Annotated in this window: 27 protein-coding genes and 1 riboswitch; of the genes, 20 read left to right on the top strand and 7 right to left on the bottom strand. The window is 66.3% G+C overall.

The genetic code is table 11. The features are described 5' to 3' along the window. Window positions 1-112: 112 nt before the first annotated feature. From tdh to AC1DIM_RS10420, 5 genes are all read left to right on the top strand, one after another. Complete coding sequence (gene tdh, locus AC1DIM_RS10440; protein ID WP_477710406.1) at window positions 113-1,159, top strand: L-threonine 3-dehydrogenase; 1,047 nt, start codon at window positions 113-115, stop codon at window positions 1,157-1,159. Window positions 1,160-1,167: 8 nt separating this feature from the next. Beyond that, window positions 1,168-2,364: a glycine C-acetyltransferase gene (locus AC1DIM_RS10435; protein ID WP_477710405.1), complete on the top strand. Its 1,197-nt coding sequence runs from the start codon at window positions 1,168-1,170 to the stop codon at window positions 2,362-2,364. A gap of 43 nt (window positions 2,365-2,407) precedes the next feature. Then, window positions 2,408-3,559 carry an NAD(P)/FAD-dependent oxidoreductase gene (locus AC1DIM_RS10430; protein ID WP_477710404.1) on the top strand — a complete coding sequence of 384 codons (1,152 nt, stop codon included), beginning with the start codon at window positions 2,408-2,410 and terminating at the stop codon, window positions 3,557-3,559. Window positions 3,560-3,570: 11 nt separating this feature from the next. Further along, on the top strand, window positions 3,571-4,782 hold the full coding sequence (hutI, locus tag AC1DIM_RS10425; RefSeq protein WP_477710403.1) for an imidazolonepropionase: 1,212 nt from the start codon (window positions 3,571-3,573) through the stop codon (window positions 4,780-4,782). A gap of 102 nt (window positions 4,783-4,884) precedes the next feature. After that, the gene (locus AC1DIM_RS10420; RefSeq protein ID WP_477710402.1) at window positions 4,885-5,682 is read left to right on the top strand and encodes a DeoR/GlpR family DNA-binding transcription regulator; all 798 of its coding nucleotides are present in this window, start codon (window positions 4,885-4,887) and stop codon (window positions 5,680-5,682) included. A gap of 52 nt (window positions 5,683-5,734) precedes the next feature. Here the strand turns inward: AC1DIM_RS10420 and AC1DIM_RS10415 are convergent, their stop codons facing one another. After that, window positions 5,735-6,415: a histidine phosphatase family protein gene (locus AC1DIM_RS10415; RefSeq protein WP_477710401.1), complete on the bottom strand. Its 681-nt coding sequence runs from the start codon at window positions 6,413-6,415 to the stop codon at window positions 5,735-5,737. A gap of 170 nt (window positions 6,416-6,585) precedes the next feature. Between AC1DIM_RS10415 and AC1DIM_RS10410 the strand changes: the two genes are divergently transcribed. Continuing rightward, window positions 6,586-7,365, top strand: coding sequence for a CPBP family intramembrane glutamic endopeptidase (locus AC1DIM_RS10410; RefSeq protein ID WP_477710400.1), 780 nt, complete (start codon window positions 6,586-6,588; stop codon window positions 7,363-7,365). A 114-nt stretch (window positions 7,366-7,479) separates the two neighbouring features. Here the strand turns inward: AC1DIM_RS10410 and AC1DIM_RS10405 are convergent, their stop codons facing one another. Continuing rightward, the gene (locus AC1DIM_RS10405; protein ID WP_477710399.1) at window positions 7,480-8,118 is read right to left on the bottom strand and encodes a VOC family protein; all 639 of its coding nucleotides are present in this window, start codon (window positions 8,116-8,118) and stop codon (window positions 7,480-7,482) included. Between the two features lie 207 nt (window positions 8,119-8,325). Here AC1DIM_RS10405 and AC1DIM_RS10400 point away from each other — a divergent pair, with 207 nt between their 5' ends. Then, window positions 8,326-9,687, top strand: a complete 1,362-nt coding sequence (locus AC1DIM_RS10400; RefSeq protein ID WP_477710398.1) for a bifunctional o-acetylhomoserine/o-acetylserine sulfhydrylase — start codon at window positions 8,326-8,328, stop codon at window positions 9,685-9,687. An 83-nt stretch (window positions 9,688-9,770) separates the two neighbouring features. Further along, window positions 9,771-9,884: riboswitch (SAM riboswitch) on the top strand. A gap of 13 nt (window positions 9,885-9,897) precedes the next feature. After that, window positions 9,898-11,013 (top strand): homoserine O-acetyltransferase MetX, encoded by a 1,116-nt coding sequence (gene metX, locus AC1DIM_RS10395; RefSeq protein WP_477710397.1) that lies wholly within the window; start codon window positions 9,898-9,900, stop codon window positions 11,011-11,013. 77 nt (window positions 11,014-11,090) lie between these two features. On the opposite strand, the gene AC1DIM_RS10390 is transcribed toward metX, so the two are convergent. Further along, a complete protein-coding gene (locus AC1DIM_RS10390) occupies window positions 11,091-11,639 on the bottom strand; it encodes a hypothetical protein (RefSeq protein ID WP_477710396.1) in 549 nt (182 codons plus the stop codon). 197 nt (window positions 11,640-11,836) lie between these two features. Continuing rightward, the gene (locus AC1DIM_RS10385) at window positions 11,837-12,685 is read right to left on the bottom strand and encodes an SGNH/GDSL hydrolase family protein (RefSeq protein WP_477710426.1); all 849 of its coding nucleotides are present in this window, start codon (window positions 12,683-12,685) and stop codon (window positions 11,837-11,839) included. 95 nt (window positions 12,686-12,780) lie between these two features. Between AC1DIM_RS10385 and AC1DIM_RS10380 the strand changes: the two genes are divergently transcribed. Then, complete coding sequence (locus AC1DIM_RS10380; protein ID WP_477710395.1) at window positions 12,781-13,431, top strand: alpha/beta hydrolase; 651 nt, start codon at window positions 12,781-12,783, stop codon at window positions 13,429-13,431. A 96-nt stretch (window positions 13,432-13,527) separates the two neighbouring features. On the opposite strand, the gene AC1DIM_RS10375 is transcribed toward AC1DIM_RS10380, so the two are convergent. Continuing rightward, window positions 13,528-13,761 carry an RNA-binding S4 domain-containing protein gene (locus AC1DIM_RS10375; RefSeq protein WP_477710394.1) on the bottom strand — a complete coding sequence of 78 codons (234 nt, stop codon included), beginning with the start codon at window positions 13,759-13,761 and terminating at the stop codon, window positions 13,528-13,530. Between the two features lie 32 nt (window positions 13,762-13,793). Here AC1DIM_RS10375 and AC1DIM_RS10370 point away from each other — a divergent pair, with 32 nt between their 5' ends. The 3 genes from AC1DIM_RS10370 (at window position 13,794) to AC1DIM_RS10360 (ending at window position 17,346) form a co-directional block, all read left to right on the top strand. Beyond that, complete coding sequence (locus AC1DIM_RS10370; protein WP_477710393.1) at window positions 13,794-14,759, top strand: DMT family transporter; 966 nt, start codon at window positions 13,794-13,796, stop codon at window positions 14,757-14,759. A 176-nt stretch (window positions 14,760-14,935) separates the two neighbouring features. After that, window positions 14,936-16,321 carry a glycine--tRNA ligase gene (locus AC1DIM_RS10365; protein WP_477710392.1) on the top strand — a complete coding sequence of 462 codons (1,386 nt, stop codon included), beginning with the start codon at window positions 14,936-14,938 and terminating at the stop codon, window positions 16,319-16,321. A 2-nt stretch (window positions 16,322-16,323) separates the two neighbouring features. Continuing rightward, complete coding sequence (locus AC1DIM_RS10360; protein WP_477710391.1) at window positions 16,324-17,346, top strand: GNAT family N-acetyltransferase; 1,023 nt, start codon at window positions 16,324-16,326, stop codon at window positions 17,344-17,346. Window positions 17,347-17,409: 63 nt separating this feature from the next. Here AC1DIM_RS10360 and AC1DIM_RS10355 read toward each other — a convergent pair whose 3' ends face one another. Then, a complete protein-coding gene (locus AC1DIM_RS10355) occupies window positions 17,410-18,228 on the bottom strand; it encodes a DUF1295 domain-containing protein (protein WP_477710390.1) in 819 nt (272 codons plus the stop codon). Further along, complete coding sequence (locus tag AC1DIM_RS10350) at window positions 18,225-19,019, bottom strand: alpha/beta hydrolase (RefSeq protein ID WP_477710389.1); 795 nt, start codon at window positions 19,017-19,019, stop codon at window positions 18,225-18,227. Before AC1DIM_RS10350 ends, AC1DIM_RS10355 begins: the two co-directional genes overlap by 4 nt. Window positions 19,020-19,100: 81 nt before the next feature. On the opposite strand from AC1DIM_RS10350, the gene AC1DIM_RS10345 reads away from it, so the two are divergent. The 8 genes from AC1DIM_RS10345 (at window position 19,101) to AC1DIM_RS10310 (ending at window position 26,649) form a co-directional block, all read left to right on the top strand. After that, a complete protein-coding gene (locus AC1DIM_RS10345) occupies window positions 19,101-20,594 on the top strand; it encodes a YibE/F family protein (protein WP_477710388.1) in 1,494 nt (497 codons plus the stop codon). Between the two features lie 82 nt (window positions 20,595-20,676). Continuing rightward, on the top strand, window positions 20,677-21,855 hold the full coding sequence (dusB, locus tag AC1DIM_RS10340) for a tRNA dihydrouridine synthase DusB (RefSeq protein ID WP_477710387.1): 1,179 nt from the start codon (window positions 20,677-20,679) through the stop codon (window positions 21,853-21,855). Next, window positions 21,839-23,137, top strand: coding sequence for a deoxyguanosinetriphosphate triphosphohydrolase (locus tag AC1DIM_RS10335; protein ID WP_477710386.1), 1,299 nt, complete (start codon window positions 21,839-21,841; stop codon window positions 23,135-23,137). Before dusB ends, AC1DIM_RS10335 begins: the two co-directional genes overlap by 17 nt. Before the next feature lie 101 nt (window positions 23,138-23,238). Further along, window positions 23,239-23,574: a hypothetical protein gene (locus tag AC1DIM_RS10330; RefSeq protein WP_477710385.1), complete on the top strand. Its 336-nt coding sequence runs from the start codon at window positions 23,239-23,241 to the stop codon at window positions 23,572-23,574. Window position 23,575: 1 nt separating this feature from the next. Then, on the top strand, window positions 23,576-24,580 hold the full coding sequence (locus tag AC1DIM_RS10325; RefSeq protein WP_477710384.1) for an FAD:protein FMN transferase: 1,005 nt from the start codon (window positions 23,576-23,578) through the stop codon (window positions 24,578-24,580). Next, window positions 24,573-25,130 (top strand): ferric reductase-like transmembrane domain-containing protein, encoded by a 558-nt coding sequence (locus tag AC1DIM_RS10320; protein WP_477710383.1) that lies wholly within the window; start codon window positions 24,573-24,575, stop codon window positions 25,128-25,130. Before AC1DIM_RS10325 ends, AC1DIM_RS10320 begins: the two co-directional genes overlap by 8 nt. Next, window positions 25,127-26,383: an NADH-ubiquinone oxidoreductase-F iron-sulfur binding region domain-containing protein gene (locus AC1DIM_RS10315; RefSeq protein ID WP_477710382.1), complete on the top strand. Its 1,257-nt coding sequence runs from the start codon at window positions 25,127-25,129 to the stop codon at window positions 26,381-26,383. Before AC1DIM_RS10320 ends, AC1DIM_RS10315 begins: the two co-directional genes overlap by 4 nt. Continuing rightward, entirely contained in the window at window positions 26,380-26,649 is a 270-nt protein-coding gene (locus AC1DIM_RS10310; protein ID WP_477710381.1) for a ferredoxin, read from the top strand. Before AC1DIM_RS10315 ends, AC1DIM_RS10310 begins: the two co-directional genes overlap by 4 nt. Window position 26,650: the final 1 nt, after the last annotated feature.

Here is a 26,650-nt window from a genome sequence, read left to right as displayed (position 1 = left end):
CTTCATCGTCGATTGAGAAAATACTGCTTGTGCTAATGCTTTGGAGTGGCTGTAATGAAGGAGAGATTCCGCCGCGCAGGGAGCGGGGCGACCTTCAACAGTAAGGAAGCCAATGAAGGCCCTCTACAAGTCCGGCGCCCACGCAGGGTTCGAGCTGGTTGACCGCCCGGAGCCCGAAGCCGGTCCCAGCGACGTCAAGATCCGGGTCATGACAACCGGCATTTGCGGCACGGACCTGCACATCCAGTCTTGGGACGCCTGGGCCCAAGGGATGATCGAGGCACCCCTGATCGCCGGTCACGAGTTCTACGGCGAAGTGGTGGAAACGGGCGAGGACGTCCGGGACGTCAAGGTGGGGGACCGGGTGTCCGGTGAAGGCCACGTGGTCTGCGGCATCTGCCGCAACTGCCGCGCCGGCCGCCGGCAGATGTGCATCCACACCGTTAGCGTGGGTGTGCAGCGGGACGGCGCCTTTGCCGAGTATGTGGTTATCCCCGAGACCAACGTTTGGGTCCACCACGATCCGTCCATCACCCCTGAGCTTGGCGCGATCTTCGACCCCTTCGGCAACGCGGTACACACTGCACTCAGTTTTCCCCTGGTAGGCGAGGACGTGCTTATCACCGGTGCCGGCCCGATCGGCCTGATGGCCATCGCGGTTGCCCGCCACGCCGGGGCGCGGAAGATCGCCATCACCGACGTCTCCCAGCCGCGGCTGGACCTGGCCCGCCAGCTCGGCGTGGACCTCGCCATCGACGTCTCAAAGACCCGCGTCCGGGACGCCCAGCGGGACCTGGGCATGCGTGAAGGCTTCGATATCGGCATGGAAATGTCCGGCCACCCTACGGCCCTGCCTGAGATGATCGACAACATGAACCATGGTGGACGCATTGCCATGCTTGGCCTGCCCAGCCAGGACATCACCATCGACTGGGGCAAGGTGGTCACGCACATGCTGACCCTCAAAGGCATTTACGGCCGGGAAATGTACGAGACCTGGTATGCCATGAGCGCCATGCTGTCCTCCAACCCCGTGCTGCACGCCGGCATCTCGGCGGTGGTCACGGACAGGTTGCCTGCCCGAGACTGGGAAAAAGGCTTTGAGATTGCCCGCGCCGGCGTCGGCGGAAAAGTTGTCCTCGACTGGACCGAACTCTAAGGAGCACCATGTACACCGCCATCAAAGACCAACTCCAGGCCGAGCTGGACGAGATCCGCACGGCAGGGCTCTTCAAGACCGAGCGCGCCATCAGTTCACCGCAGTCCAGCCATGTGACGGCTGGTCAGCTGGGCCAGGCGGGGGCGCCGGTCCTGAACTTCTGCGCCAACAACTATCTGGGCCTGGCCGACCACCCCGACATCATTGCTGCGGCAAAGGATGCCATGGACGCCCGCGGCTTCGGCATGGCCAGTGTGCGCTTCATCTGCGGCACCCAGGACCTGCATTTGGAGCTGGAGGCCCGGGTCGCCAAGTTCCTGGGCACCGAGGACACCATCCTGTTCTCCAGCTGCTTTGATGCCAACGGCGGTGTCTTCGAATCCCTCTTCGGGCCCGAGGACGCAGTCATCTCCGATGCCCTGAACCACGCCTCCATCATCGACGGCATCCGGCTCTGCAAGGCCCAGCGGTTCCGCTACGCCAACCAGGACATGGCAGACCTCGAAGCCAAGCTTCTTGAAGCCACGGACGCCCGGCGCAAGATCATCGTCACCGACGGCGTGTTCTCCATGGATGGTTACCTCGCGCCCCTTGAGGCCATCTGCAACCTCGCCGACAAGTACGATGCCCTGGTCATGGTGGACGATTCCCACGCSGTCGGCTTCATGGGMSCCACCGGYGCCGGAACCCCGGAACACGCSGGYGTWTCGSACMGGRTSGACATCTACACCGGSACGTTCGGCAAGGCMCTKGGCGGCGCCTCCGGCGGTTATGCCTCCGGACGGAGTGAGGTGGTGGCCATGCTGCGCCAGAAGGCCCGGCCGTACCTGTTCTCCAATTCCCTCGCCCCCGCCATCGTTGCCGCCACTATCAAGGCGCTGGACCTGGTGGAAAATTCGGGTGACCTGCGGACCCGGCTGTTCGAGAATGCCGCACTGTTCCGGCGACGCATGACCGAGGAAGGCTTCAATCTCCTGGACGGCGAACACGCCATTGTCCCGGTGATGTTCGGCGACGCCGTGATGGCCGCGAAGATGGCAGACCAGATGCTCCAGCACGGCGTTTTCGTCACCGCGTTCAGCTTCCCCGTGGTTCCGCGAGGTGCCGCCCGCATCCGCGTCCAGCTCTCCGCTTCGCATTCAGCGGACGACGTCGAAGCCTGCGTGAGTGCCTTCGTCGCCAGCCGTGCGGCTCTAGGAGGCTAAACCCTCCCTGCCGCGCGTCAACCAGTAATGGTTAGATGGAGCCATGGCAGCACACTATGATGTCCTGATCGTCGGCGGCGGCATCGCCGGCCTCTCCCTTGCGTCAGCGCTCGCCGGCCGATGCAGTGTGGCCTTGGTGGAAGCGGAGCAGGAGTTGGCGTATCACGCGTCCGCCCGCTCCGCCCGCCAGCTGATCCCCAGCTTCGGCCCGGACGTGGTCCGGGAGCTGACAGTGAGGACGCTGGAGCTGCTGGCGGCTCGGGACGCCGAACTGCCGGCGCCGGTCCTGTCGCCACGGAGTTTTATGCTCATCGGGACCGAGGAATCCGTCAGGGCGGAGGCCAGCGGCAACATGAAGTCCATTACCCATGCCAGGGCGCTGGAACTGTGCCCGGCCCTGGTGCCGGAATCCTTTGCCGCCGCCGGCCTGGATACGGGATCCTTCGGCTGCGACGCCTCGCTGCTGATCGCCGATCACCGCGCGCGTGCCGAAGCCGCCGGGGCGGACATCATCACCGGCGCCCGCGTGCATTCGGCCCAGCGGCTGGGCTCCGGATGGCAAATCGGCGCCGGCCAGGAAGCCTTCGAGACCGCTGTGATGGTCAACGCCGCGGGCGCCTGGGCTGACGACCTCGCGGTGATCAGCGGAGTGGAGAAGCTCGGGCTGCAGCCGTACCGGCGCACGGCGGCGATTGCCGCCGTCGAACATCCCCTTGAGCAGCACAGCCCCATGGTGGCGGCAGCAGACAACTCGTTCTACTTTCGGCGCGAAGGCGACGGCGTGCTGATTTCGCCGTCCGAAGCGATCCCCAGCGGCCCTGAGGATGCACAGCCGCGGCCTGGTGACATCGAGCGCCTGATCGTGAAGCTCAACCAGGTAACCACGCTCGGGATCAGCGGTGTCCGCAATGCGTGGACAGGGCTCCGTACGGAAGCAGCCGACGGCATTCCCGTGGCAGGGTTCGACGCCGAGGCCCCCGGGTTCTACTGGCTCGCGGGCCAGGGCGGGTACGGCTTCCAGACGTGCGCCGCAATGGCGGAGTTGGCCGCTGACCAGATTCTGGCCGGGCAGAGCCCGGTGCCCAGCTCGGCAGCGGCCCCTGCGCCCGCGGCCACGTCAGGAAGCAATGCAGTCAGTCCGGAATCCCGGACAGCGGAGGCGCTGGCCGCCACGCGCTGGTCCATCCGGCGCTGAAGAATGGTCGTATGAGTACCCTGATCACCAATATCGCCGAGCTGATGACCCAGGACCTGGAGCACCGGGTCCTGAAAAACGCCGCCATGGTGATCGAGGGGGAGCGGATCGCCTGGCTGGGCTCCGCAACGGATGCTCCCGCGGCAGATGATGCTGTGGACGCCGGCGGCCGGGCAGTGCTGCCCGGCTGGGTGGATTCGCACACGCACCTCGTCTTCGCCGGGGACCGCACGGCGGAGTTCGAGGCACGCATGGCGGGGGAGTCCTACTCGGCCGGCGGCATCGCCGAGACGGTGGACGCCACCCGGCGCACGTCGGACTATGACCTCACCAAACTGGCCATGGCGCGTGTGTCCGAGGCCGTCTCCCAGGGCACCACGTACCTCGAAACCAAGACAGGCTACGGACTGGATGTGGAGCACGAGGCGCGCAGTGCAAGGATCGCCTCCACGGTGGCCGATGAAGTCACGTACCTGGGTGCACACCTGGTCCCCGCCGGCTCCGATGCCGAAGCCTACACCGACCTGGTCTGCGGGCCCATGCTGGACGCCGTCCGGCCCTACGTCCGCTGGGCGGACGTCTTCTGCGAGGAGGGGGCCTTCACCGCGGAACAGTCCCGCCGGGTGCTGGCGGCCTGCCGGGCGGCCGGACTTGGAATCCGGGTCCACGGCAACCAGCTCGGTGTTGGCCCGGGCGTCCGGCTGGCGGCTGAGCTGGGTGCGGCAAGCGTGGACCACGTGAACTACCTCGCACCCGCCGATATTACGGCGCTCGCGGACAGCTGGTCCGGCTGGAATCCGCAGACCGGCACGGGCTCACGGGGGACCGTTGCCACCTGCCTGCCCGCGTGTGACCTGTCCACCCGGCAGGCGCTGGCCCCGGGACGGGAATTGCTGGACGCCGGCGTGCAGGTGGCGCTGGCCTCCAACGCCAACCCGGGCACCTCCTACACCAGTTCCATGGCGTTCTGCGTGGCTACTGCCGTGCTGCAGATGCGCCTGAGTGTCCACGAGGCGGTGCGCGCCGCGACGTACGGGGGCGCGCTCGCGCTGCACCGGGAAGCAGGGCACGACGCCGACGGCGAACGCGCGGTGGGATCCCTCGCCGTCGGACACCGTGCCGACCTGCACATGCTGAACGCACCGTCCGCCACGCATCTGGCCTACCGTCCGGGCATGCCGCTCACATACGCTGTGTGGCGGGCCGGCGTTCGCGCACGCTAGCTGCCCGGGCGACGCCAGCAAGAATGACGTCAGATGATCGTTTGGGTCTGATATGATCATAAAACGTCACATTTTTGTGATCGTTTGACGCTGAAAGGCCCCATGACCCGCACTGACCGCCTCACGGCCATCCTGGATATCCTCGCTAGAACCGGCCAGGTGGAGGTTGAGGAGATCGTCTCGCAGCTTGGCGTTTCGCCGGCGACCGCGCGCCGGGACCTGGACAGCCTGGCCAACCGGCGGCTGCTGACCCGGACCAGGGGCGGCGCCACCATCGGGTCCCTGGCCTATGACCTGCCCGGGCGCTATAACCGTGATGATCACGCCGAGGCCAAGGAACAAATTGCCCAGGCTGCGTCGGCACTGATCTGGCCAGGCGCCGTGATCGGGCTTTGCGGCGGCACCACCAGCACGGCCCTCGCCCAGATCCTGGCAACCCGCGAGGACCTCAACGCTCCCGCGAACCAGCCCACGCTGACTGTAGTCACGAACGCCATCAATATCGCTTCGCAACTGGCTGTCCGGCCCAACATCAAGGTCATGGTCACGGGCGGCATCCTGAATCCGCGCTCGTACGAACTGGTGGGGCCCTACACGGATATCATCATGCAGAAGGTGGTCCTGGATATCGCCTTCATCGGTGTGAACGGCATCGACCCCGTGGTGGGGCCCACCAACACCGGCGAAGGCGAAGCATCAGTAAACGCCCTCCTTGCCAGCAGGGCCCGGGTCTCCTACGTGCTGGCTGACTCCTCCAAGGTGGGTGTCAGGGCCTTCGCGACGATGGACGGCTACGAGTTCAGCCGGTTGATCACGGATGCCGGCATCTCCGCTGAAGACAAGGCCGCGTTCGAGGCCAATGGCACCGAGGTGATTGTCGCGCCGCGCGAGCAACCGTAATTACGAGCAGCCGCAGTACGGGCACTCGCAGCGGTGACGCGTCGGGGCGGCCCTAATACATCACTGGTGGCGCATCCAGGACGGTCTCGTCCACGCGGCGGTCCACCCACTGCGTGAAGGGGAAGTCGAGTTCATACTTGCCGAGCTCAGTGCGCACCAAAGTGCGGACCTCGGCGTTGTTCGGATTATTGAGACTCTCAAAATACTCCACGGACCAATGGAACCAGCGCATGCAGAACAGCCTCATGGTGAGGCCGTGGGTCACCAGCAGGGCATTCGGCGCGTAGTCCGGCTTGGACCAGTGCCGGTGCAGGGTCTCCATGAAGGAGGAGATCCGGTCGTAGACGTCCGAGCCGGATTCGCCCTCCCGGAACCGGTAGAAGAAGTGGCCGTAGGCGTTCCGGAGTTCTTTCTGGTCCTCGATCTCGTCGGTGATCTGGAAGTTGGCCCAGTCCTGTTCGCGGAGCCTCGGTTCTTCGATGACGCGCTCCGTGAGGTCCCCGAGTTTGAGGGCATCCAAGGTCTGATATGCGCGCAGGTAGGGCGACACATAGACACACACCTGCCGGCCGTCCAGCTCCCGGCGGATCCGTTCGCCGGCCGCGGTGGCTTGAACCATGCCCATGGGAGTCAAGGGGATCCGGTAGTCCGGGATTCGGTTGTAAATGCTCGTATCCACGTTCGCTGCCGACTGGCCGTGCCGGATCATGATGATTTTTCCTGGCTCGCTCATAAAGCCCAAGCATAGGTCTCAGGCCATGAGAGCGAATGCGGGCACCGCCCCGGGCGCGGCGCCTGCCATGCGGAAGGCCGCACACGGTGACCCCCTGCACGAAAGGGCCCGCGCCCTGCTGGCACACCCATAACCAGCAAAGAACCAGTTACTGCAGGCAAGATGGAACCATGTTGGTTCCCTCCCGCCGTCGGCTGCGGTTTGAAGTCTGGATTGTTCTGGGGCTGTCCCTGGGGCAGTCAGCCGTCTATTCAGTGGTGCAGTTGCTGGACAAGATGTCGCGGGCGCCGTTGGCCGAGGGGACTTCCACGCTGAACCAGTCGCGGAGTCCCCGCGAATACTTCGACCTTACCTACCAGCTGCTGGACATCGCTTTTGCGTTGGTGCCCGTGCTGCTGGTCATTTACTTCCTCACGGATCAGCGGCAGGCGGCCGCAGGTGCGAGTACCCACGGCAGCTCGGCCTTCCAGAAACTGGGGTTCAACTTCGCGCGCCCCGGCCGTGACCTACTGCAGGGCTTGGGCCTGGCGGCGCTCATCGGGATTCCGTCCCTGGGACTCTACGCCGCGGGCCGTGCGCTGGGGATAACCACCGCCATCATTCCCAGCGCGCTCGACGCGCATTGGTGGACCATCCCCGTCCTGATCCTCTCCGCGCTGCGGCACGCAGTGGTGGAGGAGGTCATTGTGGTGGGGTACCTCCTGGACCGATTCGGCAAGTTCGGCTGGAGCGTTCCGTTGGCGATCTTCACCAGTGCCATGCTTCGAGGCAGCTACCACCTCTACCAGGGCTTCGGGCCGTTTATCGGCAACATGGTAATGGGGCTGGTATTCGCCTGGCTCTACACCAGGACGAAGCGCGTGATGCCGCTGGTGGTCGCACATGCGCTGCTGGACATTGTCGCGTTTGTGGGCTTCAGTCTCTTCGGCCGGGCCGTGGGCCTGGGCTGAAAAGTGATTCGGCCGCCAWCAGCGGGTGGCGGCATTGGCACCCGCTGATGGYGGCCGAAGATATGGTCCGGGCGACGCTGCCCGGGAGACCGAAAACCGGTCAGGTCAGGGTGGTCAGATGGTGACTGCTCCGGTGGCAGTTTCGAAGGTCACGGACAGGATGCCTGGCGTCCCTTTCGGAGCCACCCACTCAACGGCTACATCCTCCAGCGGCTTCTCAACCGGCTCACCCAGCCACTGCGTCACGCGCTCTGCGGAACCCGCAATAGTCAGGCAGCTCATCTTGACGTTGCTTTCGTAGGCGTTGGACGGGTGGAGGGCGGGGTCGCCTTCCCACTTAAGCATGTAGGGAACCTGCGGGTCCGCAATGAGGCCCAGAATGCCGATCTGCTTCCAGACCAGCTCGCGGCCGTCGGGGAACTTTCGGTTTCCGTTGACGGCGGCGCGGCCCAGGCGGTGTTCGAAGGGGGCGAGGTCCTCCACTTCGACACACCAGCCCATCCAGCCGCCGCCGGCTTCGGAGCGGGCCCGGACAGCCTGCCCAAAGGGAGCCTTGTCCGAGGCGGGGTGGTTCAGGACCTCCACAACTTCCAGGTACTTGTGGCCGGCGAGGGGAATGATCATGTTTCGGGTTCCGAAACGGGGATGCACTCCACCCTTCACGGCTTCAACGCCGAGGGCAGACGAAATACGTTCGGTGGTGGCAGCGAGGCCATCTTGTTCACAGGCGTAAGAGACGTGATCCATGCGCATGCCATCATCTTGGCACTTTGTGATGCCCCTCTCAGCTAAGGGTTGCCTTACCCGGTTTTTGTTTCGTTGCCGGAGGTGAATCGTGCCCATCGAGGCCGAAAACGCCCTTGCCGACCACCTTCGTCATAATCCTGTTCCCAGTCAGGAAGCCTTCCTAGACTGAACGCACATGTGCAGTGCCACACCTCGTCGTCAAAGGAGTTCTGAATGTCGAACGGATGGTCTTTCGAAACCCGCCAGATCCACGCTGGACAGGAGCCGGATAGCGCCACCGGCGCCCGCGCACTGCCGATCTACCAGACGACGTCGTTCGTCTTCCCCAGCGCGGAAAGCGCCGCCAACCGGTTCGCCCTCGCAGAACTCGCGCCGATCTATACCCGCATTGGCAACCCCACGCAGGACGCCGTGGAACAGCGCATTGCCAGCCTGGAGGGCGGGCTCGGGGCCCTGCTGCTGAGTTCAGGACAGGCAGCTGAAACCTTTGCCATCCTGAACATCGCCGAAGCCGGTGACCATGTGGTGGCCAGCCCGAGCCTCTACGGAGGCACCTACAACCTGCTGGCGCACACGCTGAAGAAGTTCGGTATCTCCGTCACGTTTGTGGCGGACCCGGACAACCTGGACCAGTGGCGGGACGCCGTCCAGCCCAACACCAAGCTCTTCTTCGGCGAGGTCGTCTCCAACCCGCGCCAGGACGTCCTGGACATCGAAGGCGTCTCGCAGGCCGCGCACGCCGCCGGGGTGCCGCTGATCGTGGACAACACGCTGTCCACGCCCTACCTGATCCGCCCGCTCGAATGGGGCGCGGACATTGTGGTCCACTCCGCCACCAAGTACCTGGGCGGCCACGGCTCGGCCATCGCCGGCGTGATCGTGGACTCGGGCAATTTCGACTTCGGCAAGGACCCTGAGCGGTTCCCCGGCTTCAATACCCCGGACCCCACGTACAACGGCCTGGTCTACGCCCGGGATCTTGGCAAGGACGGAGCCCTCGGCGCCAACCTCTCCTACATTCTGAAGGCCCGCGTCCAGCTGCTTCGCGATCTTGGCTCCGCAGTGTCCCCGTTCAACGCCTTCCTGATTGCCCAGGGGCTGGAGACACTGAGCCTCAGAGTGGAACGGCACGTGGCGAACGCCGTCGAAGTGGCGCGGTGGCTTGAAGCGCGGGACGACGTCGAATCGGTCGCCTATGCGGGCCTGCCGTCCAGCCCGTGGTACCAGCGGGGACTCAAATACGGACCCAAGGGCACCGGCGCGGTAGTCGGATTCAACCTTGCCGGCGGCGCCGAGGCAGGCAAGCGCTTCGTGGACGCCCTGGAGCTCCATTCCCACGTGGCCAACATCGGGGACGTCCGGTCACTGGTCATCCACCCGGCCTCCACCACGCACAGCCAGCTCTCGGCCGAGCAGCAGGCCATCGCCGGCGTGACGCCGGGGCTGGTCCGTCTTTCCGTGGGTATCGAGCACATCGATGACATCATCGCCGACCTCGAAGCCGGCTTCCGGGCAGCTAAAAGCGCGGAACAGGCCACCGGGGCAGGACAGGACACAGCGGATAGCCAGCAGTAAGCCACCTCGCGAGTCAATTCCGTGAAGTCATAACCGGTCACACGCTTAGCCATAAGCCGGGGCTGTTTCGTACACTCGAACCAGGTCATGAGTGCCAGCGACAGCCCCGGCTTGCTGGCCGGCAACCCTCTTCCGTGGTGGGGTGCCCCGGGTGAGGACCTGGCCGGCCGGTCAAATGACGGCGGCAAGCGCGTAGAAGAGGTCCTTTCCATGACGATCACCATCTCCCGAACGGCAGCCCCCGGAAACGGCGTGGTCCGCTATGCCACCATCGGGGGCCTGGAACTCGAAGCCGGCGGCTACCTGCCGGACGTCACGTTGGCGTATGAAACGTGGGGAACCCTGAACGCGGACGGCTCCAACGCTGTCCTGATTGAACATGCCCTCACCGGCAGCACACACGTGACGCGCGGCGACAGCGACGAGCCCGGCTGGTGGGAGCAGCTGGCCGGACCCGGCGCGCCGGTGGACACGGAGCGCTTCTTTGTGGTTTCCATCAACATTGTGGGCGGCTGCTACGGCTCCACCGGACCGTCGTCGGAAGCTCCGGACGGAAAGCCGTGGGGGTCCCGGTTTCCATTGGTAACCCTGCGCGACACAACGGCGGCCGAGGCGCGGCTGGCGGACCAGCTGGGCATCCGCAGCTGGTTTGCCGTGCTGGGCGGCTCCATGGGAGGGGCGCGGGCCCTGGAGTGGGCGGTCACTTTTCCGGAGCGGGTGCAGCGCTGCGCAGTCATTTCCGTGGGGGCCGCGAGCACGGCCGAACAAATCGCCTTCGCGCAGGCCCAGACCCTCGCCATCCGGCAAGACGCCAACTTCAACGACGGCGACTATTACGGCGGACCGCTGCCCGAGGACGGCCTCGCCCTGGCCAGGCGCATCGCGCACATCACCTACCGCTCCGCGGCGGAATTCGACGGCCGGTTCGGACGTTCAGCGCAGGTCCCCGAATCGCCGTTCAAGGCCGCGGCGCTGGGGGAGCGCGGCCGCTACCAGGTGGAAAGCTACTTGGACCACCAGGGCAAAAAGCTGGTCAGCCGGTTCGACGCCAACAGTTACATCGCGATCACCGATGCCTTGATGAGCCACGATGTCACGCGGGGCCGGGGATCCCTTGACGAGGCCCTTGGACGCGCCACCGCCAAGTTCTTTGTGGCCGCCGTGGACAGCGACCGGCTCTACTTCCCGTCCCAGTCCCGCGAGCTCGCTGCCGCGCTGCCGGGGGACGTTGGCGTGCACGTCATCGAGGCCCCGATCGGCCACGACGGTTTCCTGACCGAGATCGGGCAGCTCGGCAGCCAACTGCGGAGCGCATTCCTGGTCTAGCGCCGATACGTGTGTTGGCCAGGGTGTTCTTGGTCTGCATGTAATGTTCGGGGTGGTCTGGTTCCGGGTGTGACTGTTCAGCCGTTCATGATGTCCGCGCGGCGCTTCATGTACTCCTCCATGGCCAGCTCGCCATTGCTGTACTGCTGGTCCAGTTCGGCGAGCTTACGTGCGCGGTAGCCCTGCGGGGCCGACGGCGGCGGCGGAGTCCCGGGGGCAGCCGGAGCCTTTGGGGCTTCCGGGGGCTGTCCTGGCTGGCCATACTGGGGCTGCCCATGTTGCTGTGGCTGTCCATAATCCTGGGACTGGCCGTACGGCGGGAACTGCTGGCCGGGGAACTGCTGATTCGCAGGGGGGATCGGCTGCATGGGCGGAAGAGGCTCGCCCGGCGGGAGGGGCTGTGGGCTCATGATCTCGCGGTAGCCGCCACTCATGTAATCCTGCTGCGTGTAGCCGTCCCGGGGCTGCCGGCTCTGCGGCCCGGGAAACTGACCGGGATACTGGCCCGGGTAGCCTCCGGAGAAGCCCTGCCCCTGGTTCCGTTTGTTGACAGACTTCCGGTACATCCGCATCGCCATCGGTACAACAAACGACAGGATGATGATCCAGAAAAACAAGCTGTTCACGGTGTAGTGCCTCTCCTATGTGTCCTTCCAGCTTAAGCCCCGGGGTGCCTCAGTCCCCGAACCCACCCAGGCGGCCCGAATCCCGGGAAGGCGCCGTAAACATGTCCTGCGGTGTCAACGGCGCGTCCACCAGTTGCCCTGGCAGCGGGGCCGGATCCGACGAGCCGAACAACTCATGCGGGCGTTGGTGCCCGGGGCTAGTGGCGGACCTCGGTGGTGCCCAGCGGACCTTCACCGGAACCCAAGGGAACCCCCGGGCCGAAGACAGGCCCCGGCGTCGGGCGCTTTGCCGTAATCCCGTCGCCGGAGGAGCGGTTACGCAGCCGCCGGACCACCCATGGAACGAAGTATTCGCGGGCCCACACGAGGTCTCCGCTGCGGGCTTCGCGCCAGGTCCGCGGCGGTAAAGGCTTCGGCGTACTGGGTTCGAGCGTGTGGCTGACGTTGAGCGAATCGAGCACCATGGCCGCGATGGTGTGGTGGCCCAGTGGCGAAAAGTGGAGTCGGTCCACGTCCCACATCTGTGGGTCGTTGAGCTGTTTCAGGGACCACATGTCCGCGATGACGGCGTCGTGGCGGGCGGCTACGGTGCGCAGGTTCTCGTTGTAGATGGCCACTTTGCTGCGGATCCGGCCAAGGACCGAGGAACCCGTGTCCGGGCCGTTGAACAGCACCACCGTGGCGCCGCCCATCGAAAGGATCTGGACCACCGAGTCGAGTTTTTCAGCGAGGGCATCCGGGTCACCGCCGGGCCTGATCAGGTCGTTGCCGCCGGCGGAAAGAGTGACCAGGTCCGGCTTGAGGGCCAGGCATGCTGCGAGCTGCTGGTCCACGATCTGCTGCAGGAGCCGCCCGCGGACAGCCAGGTTGGCATAGGCGAAATCATCCTGGCCGCGGCCCAGTTCCTCTGCCACCCGGTCCGCCCAGCCGCGGAACCCGCCGGGGCTTGAAGGTTCCGGGTCTCCGATGCCCTCGGTAAAGGAGTCGCCCATGGCTACGTAACGGCTCCAAGGGTGGGCTTGTGTTGCCGTGGGATGGTTCTGCATGGCTCTTGCGTCAGTCACGGTCCTATCCTGCCCTTTCGTTCTCAAGCTACGCGACCGTAGGTAGTTACCGCTGGGTAACTGTAAGAATGGAAACCATGACTGACGCCGAAGTATTTCCTGCCCCTGTTGTTATGTGGTCCCGGCCCGAGGAGCAGCGCTCCGGCCGGCCGCTGCTGGTGCTGCTTCATGGCTACGGGGCCAATGAACAGGACCTCCTGAGCCTGGCGGACATGCTGCCCGACGAATTTGTTGTTGCCTCGCTCAGGGCGCCGCTGCCCACCGGGCCGGGATTCATGTGGTTCCCGCTGACGGACACCATCGACTACTCCCTGGATGCCGTGAAGCAGGCGGCTGAGTACGTGCAGGACTGGATCGACTCAGTCAAAGCCGGCCACCCGTCCGTGACGCTGCTCGGCTTTTCCATGGGAATGGCCATGGCAACCACGCTGCTCCGGTACCGGCCCGCGGACTATGCCGCCGTCGTCGGGCTTTCAGGATTCGTTGTCAACGCCAGCGGCGATCCCGCGTTCAAGGACGGCGAACTGGACGGCTCCGTGCCGCTGTTCTGGGGCCGCGACCAGCAGGACCCGGTGATCACCGCGGACAAGATCGAGTACACCATGGGCTGGGTCAGGGGTCACGTGAAGCTCACCAAGGTGCTTTATACGGGGATGTGGCACGGCATCAACCAGCAGGAAGTCGGCCATGTCTCCGAGTTCCTGACGCACGAAGTGCTGAACAACTAAGGAACGTACGACGGCGGCCGGCGGCTTGGTGCCGCAGGTCGCGTTGTCATCGCGCAGGGGTCAGCCGCCCCGCCCGCGCGTCGGGTGTCGCGTTCTTCAGGCTTCCGGGGCAACGACCCTGACGGTCTGCCCGTTCACTGTGACGGTGTCGCCATTGTGCAGCTGGCGGCCGCGCCGTTCATCGATTTCGCCGTTGACCTTAACGAGGCCGCTCTTGATGAGCTCGGCAGCTTCCACACCGTCTTCCACGAGGCTGGCGAGCTTCAGGAGCTGGCCAAGCCGGATCATGCTGTCACGGATAGGGATCTCTTCGATGTCCTGGTTGCTCATAAAGCAATGATGCCTGACGTAAGGTGAATTCAATGACCCACACCCCACGGCTGCCGCTGCTCGCGGGCCTTCCACTGGCAGTCGGCGCAGGGCTGGCCATTCCTGTCCAGGGCCGCATCAACGGTGCCCTTGGGGTCCGGCTTAACGACGGCATCGCCGCAGCGGTAGTGAGCTTCAGTACGGGTCTGATCCTGATTGCGGCCATCGCGCTGCTGCTGCCCCGGGGCCGGGCAGGGCTGGCCCGCATTGTCCCTGTCCTCCGGGAACGCAGCTTTCCCCGGTATTACGTCCTCGCCGGCGGCGTGGGCGCCTTCTTCGTCTTTGCCCAGTCCAGCACTGTGGGCCTGCTGGGCGTTGCCCTGTTCACCGTGGCCACCGTCACCGGGCAGACCCTCAGTGGACTCCTCGTGGACCGGCTCGGTATCGGCCCGGGCGGCAAGCGCGGCATCACGGGAGTCCGCATCGTCGGGAGCGTGCTGACCATCATTGCCGTGGCATGGGCAGTGTCCCCGCGCTTTGGCAACGCCGCCGATGTCGGCTTGCTGCTGCTGCCATTGATTCTTCCACTGGCAGCGGGATTCCTGATGAGCTTCCAGCAAGCCATGAACGGGACCGCAACCCTCCACTACGGCACGCCCATCGCGGCGACGCTGGTGAACTTCGTCGCCGGCGGCATCCTCCTGTGGGTGGTGTGGGGCATAAAAGTTGCTGTCGCGGGTGCGGGCAATCCGCTGCCGGGGGAGTGGTGGTATTACCTCGGCGGGCCCATGGGCTGTATCTTCATTGGGCTGGCCGCCGTGCTGGTCCGCGGCCTGGGCGTCCTGGTCACGGGTCTGGGCATGATTGCCGGCCAGTTGGTGGGCTCCCTGATCCTTGACGTCGTGGTCCCCGCACCCGGCTCCGTGGTGGCGCTGCCCACCGTGCTGGGCACCATCCTGACACTCGCCGCGATCCTGGTGGCCACGCTTCCCTGGCCCCGCGGCGCATTCCGCCGGTAGCGCGCCGCCCCACGGCCCTGCGGCCGGTAGGCTAGGACACGCAGTCCTCTGCGCCTTGTTCTGCACCCTGCTTCCTTCGTCTGCCCCCCGCCACCAGCGGGATCGCACAACCGTGCGTCCGGGCCAAAATAACCGCGGACCGCACCCAGCGGCCCTGTAGAAATTGGAGTTCCACCATGGCACCAAAGTCCGTTCTCGACCAGGTCATCTCCCTCTCCAAGCGGAGGGGTTTCGTGTTCCAGGCCGGTGAGATCTACGGCGGTTCGCGTTCCGCGTGGGATTACGGGCCCTTGGGTGCCGAGCTGAAGGAAAACATCAAGCGCCAGTGGTGGCAGTCCATGGTCCGCGGCCGCGAAGACGTGGTTGGCCTGGACTCCTCCGTCATCCTGCCCCGCCAGGTGTGGGAAGCGTCCGGCCACGTGGAGGTCTTCTCCGATCCGCTGGTGGAGTGCCTCTCCTGCCACAAGCGCTACCGTGCTGACCACCTCGAGGAAGAGTACGAGGAAAAGAAGGGCCGTCCCGCCGAGAACGGCCTGAAGGACATTGCCTGCGCCAACTGCGGCACCCGTGGTGAATGGACCGAGCCGCAGGAATTCTCCGGCCTCCTGAAGACCTACCTGGGCCCGGTGGCGAGCGAGGAAGGCCTGCACTACCTGCGCCCCGAAACGGCCCAGGGCATCTTTGTGAACTTCAGCAACGTGCTGACCACCTCCCGCAAGAAGCCGCCGTTCGGCATCGGCCAGATCGGCAAGTCCTTCCGGAACGAGATCACACCTGGCAACTTCATCTTCCGCACCCGGGAGTTCGAGCAGATGGAAATGGAATTCTTCGTCGAGCCCGGCACGGACGAAGAGTGGCACCAGTACTGGATGAAGGAGCGCATGTCCTGGTACACCGGGCTGGGCATCCGCGAGGAGAACCTGCGCTTCTTCGAGCACCCGCTGGAGAAGCTTAGCCACTACTCCAAGGGCACCACGGACATCGAATACCGCTTCGGCTTCCAGGGCTCGGAATGGGGCGAGCTGGAAGGCATCGCCAACCGCACCGACTTTGACCTCACCACGCACTCCAAGGCATCCGGCCAGGACCTGAGCTACTTCAACCAGGCCACCAACGAGCGCTACACACCGTACGTGATCGAGCCGGCCGCGGGCCTGACCCGGTCCTTCATGGCGTTCCTCGTGGACGCTTACACGGAAGACGAAGCACCCAACGCCAAGGGCGGCGTCGACGTCCGCACGGTCCTGAAGCTGGACCCGCGGCTGGCGCCGGTCAAGGCAGCAGTGCTGCCGCTGAGCCGCAACGAGGACCTCTCACCGAAAGCCAAGGACCTGGGCGCGCAGCTGCGCAAGAACTGGAACATCGACTTCGACGACGCCGGCGCGATCGGCCGCCGCTACCGCCGCCAGGATGAGATCGGCACGCCGTTCTGCATCACCGTGGACTTCGACACCCTCGACGACCAGGCCGTGACCATCCGTGAACGGGACACCATGAGCCAGGAACGCGTCTCACTGGACAAGGTTGAAGGCTACCTGGCCGCCCGCCTGATCGGCGCCTGAGCATGGCCATCGAATACCGCGAATGGCGCGAGGGAGACGACCTGGCGCTGCTCGAAATCTGGGGCGGCCCGGAGACCGAACAGGCACGGCAGTTCCGCGGTGCCCTCACCGTTTCCTCGGCCGGGACGGACGGCACCCCGTGGCGCCGCTGCATCGTGGCCGAGGACGTGATCGACGGCGTCGGTATCCCGGTAGGGGCCGGTGTGGTCTACGAGGCGTCCCTGCACCCGGAGCGGCTGTGGGCCTATATCGAAGTGGCGCGGGACCACCGGCGCGCAGGCATCGGTGCCACGCTCCTGACCATGCTGCGCCGCGAAGTTGAGCAGGCGCCGTCGGGCGTTTTCAAGTTGCGCGCCAAGGTTCAGCCCGGAAGCCCCGGGGCCGCGTTCGCCGGGGAATACGGGCTGAGGCCCATCCAGCGCTCCCGGCTGGTCGTGGTGGAGCCCGGGGCCCTGAAGCTGCCGGTCTTCCCCGCGAAGAACGAAGCGGGCGGCCTGGCGAACGACGAAAACGCCGGCTCCGACGTCGTGATGGACCTCGCCACAGGTTCGGTGGAGCTGACCGACGTCGTAGGCCGCTACTACACGGCCATCCACGGCTGGGATTCGCCGGGGGTGCTGTCGGTGGGGCAGGTGCAGAAGCTGTTCCTGGACGACCTCACCGGCGCCCATGGTGCGATTGTGCTGCGCGCGAAGCCGGAGTCCGCTTTCGGCGCCGGTGTTGCCCCCAGCAAAAAGGGACGCATCCGGGCTTTTGCCGTGAGCTACGCGGAGCCGGCCCAGGACCCCGCGGCTCCCGCCCAGGGAACCCAGCCGACGGACGTCTTTGTGGGCCACGAACCCGCACTGGACCCCGAAGACGCCGCCGCCGCGGTCCGCGACCTGCTCGCGCTCCTCGCGTACCAGCACCCGGTCATGCTGGAACTGGACGATTCGATGGCTGCGCTGCGAGCCGCCGTCGAGCCCTTGCTGGAAAGCGGCAGAGCGCACCAGCAGGGGACGGACACACTAGTCGTTTCTGACTGACCCCAACCTACCCAAGTAGGTCGCAGCAGATGTCGTTTTGAGCTCTCAAACCGACATCTGCTGCTACCCAGTTGGGGGAAATTTTCGGCGCTTGGGCGGCCACGGGATGAAGCCGCTGGTTGTCTCAAGGTATTCCTGATAGCCGGGCCGGCCGGACATTGCCTTCTCGGCGAGGGGCTTGCCGGTCTTGGCCGTAAGCGTCCAAACCATCAGGGCCGGCGACAGTGCAGTGAGGATGCCCGGCCAGGAATCTGCGGCCACAAGGAAGAGGCCCGTCCAGACCGCAGCATCACCGAAATAGTTCGGGTGCCGGGTGTACCGCCACAAACCAGTGTTCAGTACCGTCCCGCGGCGCGCCGGATCCTTCTTGAACCGGGCCAATTGCCAGTCGCCAACCGTCTCGAACACAAACCCCGTCACCCATAGCATGATGCCCAGGACAGCAACCCAGCCCACGGCGCCGGTGGCGAACATTCCGACCTGGAGCGTCAGGGACACAAAGAACATCACCAGCCCCTGCGGCAGGTAGACGCGGCGCAGGGCATGGACGTTCCGGGAGCCCGGTGCTGCCTTCAACAATTCCTTGTAGCGCGGGTCCTCATGCCCGTCCCGCGCCCGCCAGCCAATATGGACTCCGAGCCGCAGGCCCCAGGCAGCCGTCAGCAGGACAAGCAGCAGGCGCCGCGTGTCGTCCCCCTGCCCGGCGGCAAGGAACCAGGAGACCACCGCCACCGCAACGAACCCCGGGCCCCAGGCGACGTCCATCACCGAATGCCGGCGCTGCCGGACGGCCACCACAAAGGTCACCGCCAGGACCACCACCACGGCCAGCGCCGTCCATGGCAGCGAAGCGGTAAATTCCGACCAGGGAAACGGGCTCACAGGCTGACCTGGGTGGCCGATTCAGGCAGGATGTGGTCCAGTGTGCGGGACGCCGGGTACGTGAAGCCGGTGCGCTCGGCGAAGGATTTCATCACGAATCCTGTGGCGAGGGTGTGCCATAGCCGCACCCGGCGGATCATAAAGTGGCCGGCACCGTTGAGCGAAACGTACTGCATGGACACCGCCGCATTGGCAGCACGGCGGGCAAACTTCAGGGACTGGGCCGGGCTGGTCATCCGGTCGCCCGTGCCGTGGACGATCAGGATCTTGCGCCCGGCAACCCGCTGGGCAGGCGCCTCCGGACCGAGCCACGGGGCCAGGGCCACCACGGCTTCCACCTGCGGGTCGTCCGCCGCGCAGACAGCGGTAAGGCCGCCCATGGAGTGGCCCACCAGATACACGGGAACACCGGGGTGCTGGGCGTTGATCTGCTGAAGGGCCCAGCGGGCGTCATGGAGGGCCGACATGGCTGGTCCGTTCCAGCCCCGCACGCTGTTCCGCAGCGACCAAACAGCCAGCCCGTAGTCCTTTCCGGCGCGGTGCAGGTGGCGGGCGAACGGCAGCATCCGGAGCGGGCTCAGCTGCCAGGCTTCCACCGTCTCAAAGCTGTGCGCCTTGCCACCATGCAGCACCAGGGCCACGCCCCTCGTGGGCCCGGCAGCTTCCAGCACGGTAAGCGACGGCTGCTGAGTGGTCCGCCCTGCTCCGGACGGGTGCGTGGCGGTGCCTGCCCCGGCATGGTGTGCCCCGCCAGGGGGAGTGCGGCTGCCTTCGGTGCTGCGGTCCGTCATGCCTGGATCCTTCCCGCTTCCTACCATTTATCAACCCTGAGGTTCCGGACGTAGAGTTCAAGGTATGAGGATTAGCTGCTGATGGGATCCGGTCACTCCCACGATTCAACAGGTCATTCGGAGCCAACTGCAGAAGCGATTGCCGCCCGCCGGAAGGCGAACCGCATCCTTGCCGCCATCCTGGTGCCGCTGACGCTGCTGACCCTGGCCGGCATGGCGATGCTGTGGCCGTCCGGGTCCAAAGAGGGGATTACGCTCGCCAGCCCGTACTCAGCAGCCCCCGGAGTCACCTTCGATACCGGCAAGATCCAAAGCGTGGTCCAGGAAAGCTGCATGCAGGGCTCCACCGCTGCGGGTCCGGCCCCGGGCGCCTCCGGACAGCCCGCCCCGCAAGGCTCGGACTGTATGTTCGCCTTCACCCAGCCCGACCAGGGCGGCAGCCCCGTGAAGGTGGTGATCAACCCGGACGTGGCAAAATCCCACGGCGTGAAGCCCGGGGACCAGATCAGGTACCTGAACCTCTCCAATGCCCAGGGCGCATCGGCGCAGGGGTCTCCGGCCTACATCTTTGTCGACTTCGTCCGAACACTGCCCATCGTTGTGCTGGCCCTGCTTTACGCGCTGGTGGTGATCGTTGTGGCGCGTTGGCGCGGTTTGCGGGCGCTCCTGGGACTGGTGGGCGCGTACTTCGTCCTCGCCGGGTTTATGCTGCCCGGGCTGGTGGAGGGTAAACCACCGCTGCTGCTGGCCCTGGTGGGATCAACGGTGATCATGGTCGGGGTCCTGTATTTCGCCCACGGTTTTTCCGCCCGGACCTCGACGGCGCTGCTGGGTACCATGTTCGGGCTGGGCATCACAGCACTCCTGGCTGCCTGGGCCACCGACGCCGCGAACCTCGCCGGCGTGGGCAGCCACGATGCCACCACCCTGATCAATACCTCGGCCAACATTTCCATTTCCGGGGTGATCCTGTGCGGACTGATCATTTCGGGGCTGGGTGTCCTGAATGACGTCACCATCACGCAGTCGTCCGCTGTCTGGGAACTGTACGAATTGGCGCCGGGCACGAGCGCCCGAAAACTGTTCACGTCGGCCATGCGGATCGGCCGCGACCACATCGCTTCCACGGTCTACACCATTGCGTTCGCCTACGCCGGCGCAGCCCTTCCCATCCTCATCATCGTGATGCTCTACAACCGGCCGCTGGGGGACACCCTGACCAGCGCGGAGCTTTCCGAGGAGGTCATCCGTACGCTCGTCGGCTCAATCGGGCTGGTGCTCGCCATTCCGGTGACCACCCTGATTGCGGTGCTGGTGGTCAAGGCCACCGGCGTCCGGCCGGTGGCCCAGCCGGAAGCCGGCGCCGGGAATGCGCCGAAAAGGGCTGCGCCGGAAAAGACTGTGCCGGAAATCAACCCGGACGACGTCGGCGACACCGGTGCGCTGGCAGCGGCAGCTGAGGCTGGCCGGTTCCGCCGTGCAACGCTGGCAGTTGCGGGGCCGGGTGGGCCGGAGCATGCAGGGGCGGGCACGGCGCCGGAAACCCGGAGGGGCCGCCGCGCGGACCGCGGCTGATCCTGCCCCGGCTGATTTCCGCGGATTCCCGGTAATTTCCGCCGATTCCCGCCGATTTGCCCGCCTTTGCGACAATGGACAGGTGACTGTTACCGCAACCCCTCCCGCCCCCAAGCTGGAACTCCCGCCCCTGAAGCTGGGCAACATCACGGTGGACACCCCCGTGATCCTGGCTCCCATGGCGGGCATCACCAACTCCGCTTTTCGTCGCTTGTGCCGTGAATACGGTGGCGGCCTCTACGTGGCAGAGATGGTCACCTCGCGTGCCCTCGTTGAGCGCACCCCCGAATCCCTGCGGATCATCTCCCACGACGACGACGAAAAGGTCCGCTCCGTCCAGCTCTACGGCGTGGATCCCGTTACTGTCGGCCAGGCGGTGCGCATGCTGGTGGACGAGGACCGGGCAGACCACATCGACCTGAACTTCGGCTGCCCCGTTCCCAAAGTGACCCGGCGCGGCGGCGGCTCGGCCCTGCCCTGGAAGATCGATCTGTTTACCTCCATCGTCCAGACAGCGGTCAGGGAGGCCTCCAAGGGCAACGTCCCGCTCACCATCAAAATGCGCAAGGGCATCGACGATGACCACCTGACGTACCTCGACGCAGGCCGGATTGCCCGCGATGCCGGTGTTGCCGCCGTCGCGCTTCACGGCAGGACAGCCGCACAGTTCTACTCCGGCGAGGCAGACTGGTCCGCGATCGCCCGGCTCCGCGAAACCCTCCCCGATATCCCGGTCCTGGGCAACGGGGACATCTGGTCCGCCGAGGACGCCGTCCGCATGGTCCAGGAGACCGGAGTGGACGGTGTTGTGGTGGGCCGCGGCTGCCAGGGACGGCCCTGGCTGTTCGGTGACCTGATGGCTGCCTTCGAGGGGTCCGATGTCAGGCATAGGCCGGACGTCCGGAAAGTGGCGGACAGTGTTTACCGGCACGCCGAACTGATGGTGGAGACGTTCGGCGATGAGGGCAAGGCGCTGCGTGAAATCCGCAAGCACATCGCCTGGTACTTCAAGGGCTACGTGGTGGGCGGGGAACTGCGGACCAAACTGGCGCTGGTGACCAGCCTGGAGGTCCTCCGAGAGACCCTCGACCAGCTGGACCTGGACTCGCCGTACCCCGGCGTCGACGCCGAAGGCCCGCGCGGCCGTGCGGGTTCGCCCAAGAAGCCTGCGCTGCCGAAAGACTGGCTGGAATCCCGGGCCCTGAACGATGCACAGTCCAAGGACATCTCCGCCGCGGAGCTGGATGTTTCCGGTGGCTGAAACGCGCACCACTGCGCCGGTGCTGCCCGGCTACGAGGCCCGGGACTCCGCCCGCTGGGTGGAGGAGCCGCCCAAGAGCACCTACCGGTCCGACTTTGAGCGTGACCGTGCCCGCGTGCTGCATTCCTCCGCGCTCCGCAGGCTTGGCGCAAAAACCCAAGTGGTGGCTCCGGACACCGACGACTTCGTCCGCACCCGCCTGACCCACAGCCTCGAAGTGGCGCAGGTGGGCCGGGAGCTGGGCCGTGCGCTGGGCTGCGATCCGGATGTGGTGGACACCGCATGCCTCAGCCATGACCTGGGGCACCCGCCCTTCGGGCACAACGGGGAATCCGCCCTCAACGAGGTGGCACACGCCATCGGCGGGTTCGAAGGGAACGCCCAGACCCTCCGCCTGCTCACCCGGCTCGAACCCAAGGTGCTGACGGAGGACGGACGCCCCGCAGGACTGAACCTCACCCGCGCCAGCCTGGACGCGGCGTCGAAATACCCCTGGTCCGCCCTGGACGCCCCGGTGATCCACGGGCAGCGCACCAGCAAGTTCGGCGCCTACGAGGACGATCTGCCCATCTTCAACTGGATCCGGGAAGGCGCCCCGGCGCGCCGGACCTGCCTCGAGGCCCAGGTCATGGACCTGGCCGACGACATTTCCTACTCCGTGCACGATGTCGAGGACGCGATCGTGGCAGGGCACTTCCAGCTGCGGTGGATGGACAACCCGGACCACCGCGCCCGCGTGGTGGGCTACGCCAAGCAGTGGTATCTGCCGCACAATGACCCGGCCGCCATCGACGCCGCCCTCGCCCGGCTCGAGGCCACCGACGTCTGGGTCCGCGAGGCCGATGGCAGCCGCAAATCCATGGCCGCCCTGAAAAACATGACCAGCCAGCTGATCGGCCGGTTCTGCCAGCGCGCGCTGGAGACCACCCGGGCCCTCTACGGTCCGGAAAACCTCACCCGGTACAACGCCGAGCTGGTGGTCCCGGACGAAACGGTGATGGAGATCGCGGTGATGAAGGGGCTGGCCACCACTTTCGTGATGACCACCGAACACCGCCAGCCCATTTACGAGCGCCAGCGCGAAGTCCTGCACGCCCTGGTGACCGCCCTGAACGCGACGGGTGACCGCCACCTGGAGCCGATGTTTGCGGCCGACTGGCGGGACGCGGCCGACGACGGCGCACGGCTCAGGGTGGTCATCGACCAGGTGGCGTCGCTGACGGATGGATCGGCGCTGGCCATGTACGAACGGCTCGTGGGGAGCCTGCCGTCGCTTTGGTGACGAAGACGTACAGCCAGTCCTAAGCAATTACACAGGAACCGCGAGGAAGATGGAGTCAACGGCAGATCCAGGAAGCCGAGTGTCAGAGGCGGGAGAAGGTCATGAGTACCCGGAACAGGGGCAAGCGCCTCGCCGGCGGCATTACCGCGGCCGTGGCCGTGGGCAGTCTCGCAACTGCCGGTGTTGCCGCCGCCGCAATCTATTCCTCCACACCGTCGGTCCTGTCCAAGGCCGGTTCCGCCTCCTCCACTTCGACGACGCCCGGCGGGTCCTCTGCGCCTGGCAGTTCCTCTTCTGGAGGCGCCACCTCCTCTCCCGGAGGCTCCTCCGGCAGCACCCAGGACAACAGTGCCCGCCGCCCCCGGGGGTTCACTGGAACCAGCCCTGTCCAACCTGGCAACGGCAGCGTCACCCATGGGCGATCGTCGGGATCCTGACGTGGAGGCCCAAGCCAGATGGTCGGTGTGGGGTCTTGAGGCTTCCCTGACCGTCACTGACAAGGGGATGCTGGCAGAAGCGGAAGAGCTTGTGCGGGCCGTAGTAACGGGCGTTGACCTGGCATGCAGCCGCTTCCGGAACGATTCCGAGCTGATGATGCTCGGCCCCAGCGTGGCCGACGGTGTCACGATCAGCGCAACCTTCCGGCACCTGATGGAACGGGCCCTGTTTGCAGCCCACCTGACGGAGGGCGACGTCGATCCGACCCTCGGCGCCGATCTGGACGCTCTGGGGTACGGCCAAGGAAGCTTAGGGTACGGCCAGGGAATCGCCAGCGTGCCCGTGCCGATCGTCAACACCGATCCTTCGGCGGAGCCGCCTGAGCGTTTGGCCGAAAGCCGCTTGGGAGCGCCGCGGGTTCCCGGCTGGACGCGGGTCCGCCTGGACGGCAGCACCTTGAGCGTTCCCGCGGACCTGCGCCTGGACCTCGGAGCGACGGCCAAGGCTGCGGCGGCGGACCTTGCCGCGGCACAGGTGCAGGCCAGCCTGGGCTGCGGGGCACTCGTCAGCCTGGGCGGAGACCTGGCCACTGCCGGCCCGGGCCCCCTCGTCGCGGGACAACCGGGGCCCTGGCAGGTCCTCGTCCAGGACCTTCCCGGGGACCCGAGCGAGCACGTTGCCCTCGAACCTGGATTTGCGCTCGCCACCTCCAGCACGCAGAAGAGACGATGGAAGCATGCCGGAGCCGATGTCCATCACATCCTTGACCCCCGCTTTGGACTTCCCGCCGACGCCGTGTGGCGGTCGGTGACGGCGGCGGCTCCCACGTGCCTGGAGGCCAATGCATACAGCACGGCAGCGATTGTCCGCGGTTCGGCGGCCCTTGAGTGGTTCAGGTCTGCGGGCATCCCGGGCCGTTTCGTGGACCGGCAGGGACGGACCATAACAACGGGCGGCTGGCCGGCCGGGCGTCCCAGTGTTGAGGCAGGTGCTTCCCGTGGATGAGGCCATGTGGGCCTTCGGACGGGCCAGCGGATTTATTGCGCTGGCACTGTTCACCGCATCAGTCCTGTTGGGCATCCTCAACCGGTCGGGCAGGCCGCTGCTGGTGCTGCCCCGGTTCTCCATCAGCCTCCTCCACCGGAACATCGCACTGCTGGCCGCGGTGTTCCTGGGACTGCACGTCGGTTCGCTGCTGCTGGACCCCTTCGCCAAGCTACGCCCGGTGGATATCCTGGTTCCGTTCCTGGGCTCGTTCCAGCCGTTCTGGCAGGGGCTCGGGACGGTGGCCTTGGACCTTGTAGCCGCGGTGATAGCTACCGCCCTGCTGCGGCGCCGGGTGGGCCAGCGTGCCTTCAAGACAGTCCACTGGCTGAGCTACGGCGTCTGGCCGGTGGCGATGGCCCACGCCATCGGAAACGGTACCGATGTTGGCAGCATGCTGTTCTTCCTTCTGGCGGCAGCCTCGGCCCTCGCCGTCGCAGGAGCGGTGGTTTGGCGGCTCTCCGCAGCGTTCCTCGAAACATCCAAGGCCCGTGAAGGGAACTTCCTGTGAACGCGCTCCCGGAAGTGTTGGCACAGCCGGTCCCGCCGGCACAGCCACAGCTGTCCCGGCTCTTGGCCGCCGGTCCGGATCCGTCGCTGACCCGGCACCTGGAAACGTTCGGTCCCTTGGACCTCGGTGCCCTCACCGGTGGATTCCTGCAGGAGTTGGAGGCCTCGAAACTGACGGGCCGTGGCGGGGCCGCCTTCGAAACCTGGCGGAAGGCCATGGCCGCGGCCCAGTCCGGCCGCAAGGGGCTGTTCCCTACCCGGCCGGTAGTGATCGCCAACGGCGCCGAGGGAGAACCGCTCAGTTTCAAGGACCGGACACTGCTGGCCTACGCGCCCCACCTGGTGATCGACGGCCTGCTTGCCTTGAGCGGAGCCCTGTCAGGCACTCAGATGTACCTGTACGTGCCGGCCGGCAGCATTCCCGGGGCGCGCCAGGCGCTCGCGGAACATCCGGGGACGCGCCGGATAGAGATCGTGGAAGCACCCGATACCTTCATCTCCGGCGAGTCCAGCGCGGTCGTCAACAGGATTGCCACCGGCTCTGCGCTGCCACTGGACCAGCGGCGCCGGCTCAGTGAGGCCGGACTCGACGGGCGTCCCACGCTGGTAATCAATGTCGAAACCCTGGCGCAAGTGGCCTTGATCGCCAGGTACGGCGCCGCGTGGTTCCGGGAAGTGGGCACCCCCGCCGATCCGGGTACGCGGCTCGTGTCCGTCTCCGGTCCGCCCCCGGTTCACGATGTTGTCCTGGAAGTGCCCGGCGGGGCCAACCTCCACGACGTCCTCGCCTCCGCCGGCATGGAGCCGGCTTCCGTGTCCGCCGTGCTCGTTGGCGGGTATCACGGCCGCTGGGTTCGGCCCGGCCCGTATCAGCTGTGCCCGGTCGGCCCGCCGGGACAGGTGGTCAGGCCCGGCGCCGGAGTTGTCCACGCCCTGGGCGCGGAAACCTGCGGACTCCAGGTCACGGCTCGAATCCTCACCTACCTGGCCGGCGAATCCGCCAGGCAGTGCGGGCCCTGTATGTTCGGGCTGCCGGCGATGGCGTCTGTCCTCAACCGGATCGCCGGCGGGGAGCGGAATCCCCGGCTTCCCGGCGAACTCGACCGGCTGGCCAAGCTGGTCTCCGGCCGGGGCGCGTGCCGGCATCCTGACGGCACGGTGGGCCTGGTGGCCAGCGCGCTGGAGGTTTTCGGCGACGAAGTCCGGGCACACCTGGGCGGCCGTTGCATCGCTGTCGGAGGCAGGCCGGCATGAGCACCTCCCTTCACATCGACTGGACCAGGTGCGACGGCCGCGGACTGTGCACCGAACTGCTCGCCGGCGTGCTCGACAGGGACGACTGGGGCTACCCCGTGGCCCGGGGCAGGGTGGGCCGCGACCGCACGGACGTTCCCCTGGCGGACACCGACGTCGATGCCGCGCGCGACGCCGTCGCCCTCTGTCCTGTGCTTGCACTCACCCTGCAGCAGGGCACCCGCCGTGAGAGCGCTTCGGGACGGTCGCAACGAGGCCGCCGGTAGC

The organism is Pseudarthrobacter sp. 01T43, assembly GCF_056398665.1.
Note: the sequence above shows the minus strand (reverse complement) of the source record. Positions and strands in the feature narration are given on the sequence as shown.

What these genes read in the sequence shown, in the direction of transcription:
- tdh (WP_477710406.1), top strand. Translation starts at nt 113, where the DNA reads ATGAAGGCCCTCTACAAGTCCGGCGCCCACGCAGGGTTCGAGCTGGTT.
- AC1DIM_RS10430 (WP_477710404.1), top strand. Translation starts at nt 2,408, where the DNA reads ATGGCAGCACACTATGATGTCCTGATCGTCGGCGGCGGCATCGCCGGC.
- hutI (WP_477710403.1), top strand. Translation starts at nt 3,571, where the DNA reads ATGAGTACCCTGATCACCAATATCGCCGAGCTGATGACCCAGGACCTG.
- AC1DIM_RS10420 (WP_477710402.1), top strand. Translation starts at nt 4,885, where the DNA reads ATGACCCGCACTGACCGCCTCACGGCCATCCTGGATATCCTCGCTAGA.
- AC1DIM_RS10415 (WP_477710401.1), bottom strand. Translation starts at nt 6,415, where the DNA reads ATGAGCGAGCCAGGAAAAATCATCATGATCCGGCACGGCCAGTCGGCA.
- AC1DIM_RS10410 (WP_477710400.1), top strand. Translation starts at nt 6,586, where the DNA reads ATGTTGGTTCCCTCCCGCCGTCGGCTGCGGTTTGAAGTCTGGATTGTT.
- AC1DIM_RS10405 (WP_477710399.1), bottom strand. Translation starts at nt 8,118, where the DNA reads ATGCGCATGGATCACGTCTCTTACGCCTGTGAACAAGATGGCCTCGCT.
- AC1DIM_RS10400 (WP_477710398.1), top strand. Translation starts at nt 8,326, where the DNA reads ATGTCGAACGGATGGTCTTTCGAAACCCGCCAGATCCACGCTGGACAG.
- metX (WP_477710397.1), top strand. Translation starts at nt 9,898, where the DNA reads ATGACGATCACCATCTCCCGAACGGCAGCCCCCGGAAACGGCGTGGTC.
- AC1DIM_RS10385 (WP_477710426.1), bottom strand. Translation starts at nt 12,685, where the DNA reads ATGCAGAACCATCCCACGGCAACACAAGCCCACCCTTGGAGCCGTTAC.
- AC1DIM_RS10380 (WP_477710395.1), top strand. Translation starts at nt 12,781, where the DNA reads ATGACTGACGCCGAAGTATTTCCTGCCCCTGTTGTTATGTGGTCCCGG.
- AC1DIM_RS10375 (WP_477710394.1), bottom strand. Translation starts at nt 13,761, where the DNA reads ATGAGCAACCAGGACATCGAAGAGATCCCTATCCGTGACAGCATGATC.
- AC1DIM_RS10370 (WP_477710393.1), top strand. Translation starts at nt 13,794, where the DNA reads ATGACCCACACCCCACGGCTGCCGCTGCTCGCGGGCCTTCCACTGGCA.
- AC1DIM_RS10365 (WP_477710392.1), top strand. Translation starts at nt 14,936, where the DNA reads ATGGCACCAAAGTCCGTTCTCGACCAGGTCATCTCCCTCTCCAAGCGG.
- AC1DIM_RS10360 (WP_477710391.1), top strand. Translation starts at nt 16,324, where the DNA reads ATGGCCATCGAATACCGCGAATGGCGCGAGGGAGACGACCTGGCGCTG.
- AC1DIM_RS10350 (WP_477710389.1), bottom strand. Translation starts at nt 19,019, where the DNA reads ATGACGGACCGCAGCACCGAAGGCAGCCGCACTCCCCCTGGCGGGGCA.
- AC1DIM_RS10345 (WP_477710388.1), top strand. Translation starts at nt 19,101, where the DNA reads ATGGGATCCGGTCACTCCCACGATTCAACAGGTCATTCGGAGCCAACT.
- AC1DIM_RS10335 (WP_477710386.1), top strand. Translation starts at nt 21,839, where the DNA reads ATGTTTCCGGTGGCTGAAACGCGCACCACTGCGCCGGTGCTGCCCGGC.
- AC1DIM_RS10330 (WP_477710385.1), top strand. Translation starts at nt 23,239, where the DNA reads ATGAGTACCCGGAACAGGGGCAAGCGCCTCGCCGGCGGCATTACCGCG.
- AC1DIM_RS10310 (WP_477710381.1), top strand. Translation starts at nt 26,380, where the DNA reads ATGAGCACCTCCCTTCACATCGACTGGACCAGGTGCGACGGCCGCGGA.